5 protein-coding genes are annotated in these 2,707 nt (G+C 37.7%); 2 read left to right on the top strand and 3 right to left on the bottom strand.

The genetic code is table 11. The features are described from left to right. Nucleotides 1-262: 262 nt before the first annotated feature. Genes LD39_RS02370 through LD39_RS02360 form a run of 3 tightly spaced genes read right to left on the bottom strand, consistent with a single transcriptional unit; the run spans nt 263 to nt 1,337 of the window. Nucleotides 263-832 (bottom strand): manganese catalase family protein, encoded by a 570-nt coding sequence (locus LD39_RS02370; protein WP_035542486.1) that lies wholly within the window; start codon nt 830-832, stop codon nt 263-265. A 17-nt stretch (nt 833-849) separates the two neighbouring features. Continuing rightward, nucleotides 850-1,116 (bottom strand): spore coat protein CotJB, encoded by a 267-nt coding sequence (locus LD39_RS02365; RefSeq protein WP_035542484.1) that lies wholly within the window; start codon nt 1,114-1,116, stop codon nt 850-852. After that, a complete protein-coding gene (locus LD39_RS02360) occupies nt 1,116-1,337 on the bottom strand; it encodes a spore coat associated protein CotJA (protein WP_035542491.1) in 222 nt (73 codons plus the stop codon). Before LD39_RS02360 ends, LD39_RS02365 begins: the two co-directional genes overlap by 1 nt. A 130-nt stretch (nt 1,338-1,467) precedes the next feature. On the opposite strand from LD39_RS02360, the gene LD39_RS02355 reads away from it, so the two are divergent. Next, nucleotides 1,468-2,100, top strand: coding sequence for an HPP family protein (locus tag LD39_RS02355; protein ID WP_035542483.1), 633 nt, complete (start codon nt 1,468-1,470; stop codon nt 2,098-2,100). A 97-nt stretch (nt 2,101-2,197) separates the two neighbouring features. Next, on the top strand, nt 2,198-2,707 hold a 510-nt coding region (locus LD39_RS02350; protein ID WP_197061378.1), incomplete at its 3' end, for a metallophosphoesterase.

Raw genomic sequence — 2,707 nt, 5'->3', positions numbered from 1 at the left:
GCTCGTTTTCTTTTAATTTTATTTTTCGTTCTCACCGTGCTGATTCTTTCTTATAGTTATTGGGATGAATGGTTTGAAGATTCAACTCTATTTTCGTTGATCGATAGCTCATACCATGGAGAAGTAAAGATAGATAGTATCCGAAAAATGAAACCCTAACCTCGACAGATTAGGGTTTTTTATCTTTTTGGCTCTGTATATCTTCAAGGGAAGGGTAAAAATACTTTAAAAAATACGTACGTTGATTGAACGAATTCTCTTATTAAAAGATCTTCTTCCGATCTCTTTCAAATTTAAGTATCTCGACAGCTTCTCTGAATCTTTGAGAGTGTATGATCTCGCGTTCTCTTAAAAATTTTAAGCTATCGTTTAAGCAAGGGTCATCCGACATATTAATGATCCATTGATATGTTGCTCTCGCTTTTTCCTCTGCTGCAATGTCTTCGTATAAATCAGCTATAGGGTCCCCTTTGGCAGCAATATAGGATGCCGTCCAAGGCACACCACTAGCGTTGTTATAATAAAGCGCGTTTTCGTGATTCGCATAATGGGCACCCAGTCCCGCTTCTTTCATTTGTTCAGGGGTCGCGTCTTTCGTTAATTTATAAACCATTGTTGCGATCATCTCTAAATGTGCAAATTCTTCTGTTCCAATATCTGTAAGGAGACCGATAACTTTATCAGGTATACTATACCTTTGATTTAAGTATCTGAGGGCGGCAGAGAGTTCTCCATCCGCTCCTCCATATTGTTCAATCAAATATTTTGCCAGTCTTGGATTACATTCGGTTACTTTTACCGGGTACTGAAGTTTCTTTTCATAATACCACATAATCCCTCTCCTTTAATTTAGAGTTGCCATGGCCAAGGACTGTCTCCCCAATTCCACGGATAACCTGAAAAACTTCCCCCATATTGGCGTAATGGACCGAAATATTGTTCATATACTGTTTTTAGGTCTCTGCTTTGGACAGCTAGTTCATTGAATTGCTGAATAGCCTGACTGTCTTGTGGATGAGTATCCAAGTAGAGAGTTAATTCTACTAGGGCAAAATCAACCATTTGAATTTTTTCCATCAATTCATATCGGTTAGGAGATCGCTGATCCTGTTGCATCACTTATTTCCTCCTTTAGGCAGAGGTGTCGGATAAGGATCATAAAAACAAGGCCAGAGTGTCCCTTTGTATAAGGCCTCATGCAGTGGATATTGAGGCAGGTTCGGCTGTTGAAACCCGACATAAAGATTCGGTGGAGTCTGGAAACTGGCAAATGGCCTTTGAGGGCATGGATCGAATGGACTGTGGTAAGGTTGATAAAACTTAATTGGAGTAAAAATCTTTATCACCATCCTTCTCTCATCATGGATATTTATGACTCAAAAGCTTGGCTTATTCGGATTCTTTGCAGGATTCCTTTCAAAGAATGGAGAATAATAAGTTATAGAAATGATGAGGGAAGGTGAATGAATGTTTGTTAAAGGGATCATGAAACCAGCACACAAGTCGTTCGTAGCTAAAAGTGAAGATAAGCTTAGCGGAATTCTAAACGTAATGAATGAGCATGATATTGAGGGAATGCCAGTACTGAGAGGGAATACTTTTATTGGCATGATTTCAAAAAGTATCATATATAGAGCTTACTTCAAAATGGAACGAGAAAAAAAAGAATTCTTAAATGAAACAACTGCTGGAGATATTGCTGAATACGAAGATTACTTTATACATGATGAGGAAGTGTTCGAGCGGACGCTGCCATCTTTCAAAGGGTTCCCGGTTCTTGCCGTTGTTGATGAGAATCGAAATTTTCAAGGCTTAGTTACTCGTTTTGACGTTATTGAACAATTTGAAAGTGCATTCGGAGCTAGGAAAAAAGGTGTTCGAATTGCCTTTACATCAGAGGAATCTTCTGGAAGAATCGAGAGATTAGGAAACATTATTAAGAGTTATCATGAAAATGTTATCTCTTTAGCTACTTTTGATGAAACGGATAAACTCGCACGAAGGATCGTTATGAAGATAGAATCAAAAGACAATATTGACCAGTTTACAAAGAAATTAGAGAAGTCAGGATTTCGTATTTTAAGTGTAAAAGAAGTATAACTTGATGAGACTGTCACTATAAGTGGCAGTCTTTTTATCTTGAAAGAAATTATGGTAAGATAAATTTCACTCTGCTTTCTACAGGAGGAATCCGATTTTGTTTTGGCTATTGGCTTCGTTGATGACACCAGTTTTACTTCTATATTTATATATGCGCTTTTCTGCTCAGAATGATCGTCTTGACCATCATGTGGTCTTGACAGACAACTTCACCGAAGATACTCGTTTACATATATTTTTCATCTCTGATATACATAACCGGGTCATAAAAGAATCGACTCTTCAGAAAATTGAAGAAGTGGATGTTGTCATAGTAGGTGGAGATTTGGTTGATAAGCGAACGACCATGTCTCAATTAAAACATAATCTTTCAGCATTGAAGCGCTGGAAAGCTCCAATTTACTTTATCCCTGGAAATAACGATCACGAACTTGTTGATTATGATGTAGTGGATGTGCTGGAATCAGAGGATGTGAATGTCCTATCGAATGGAGATGCAACGATTACTTTAGAATATGGACAGTCCTTTTTATTAAGCGGTACAGACCCATATTTTTTAAAACCGAGGAAACATATGCATCATATCGACTCAATTCATCCTTACCAA

The organism is Halobacillus sp. BBL2006 (genome assembly GCF_000786645.1).
GTDB lineage: Bacteria > Bacillota > Bacilli > Bacillales > Halobacillaceae > Halobacillus.
The sequence above is the reverse complement of the archived record's forward strand: the minus strand, read 5'-3'. Positions and strand labels throughout refer to the sequence as shown.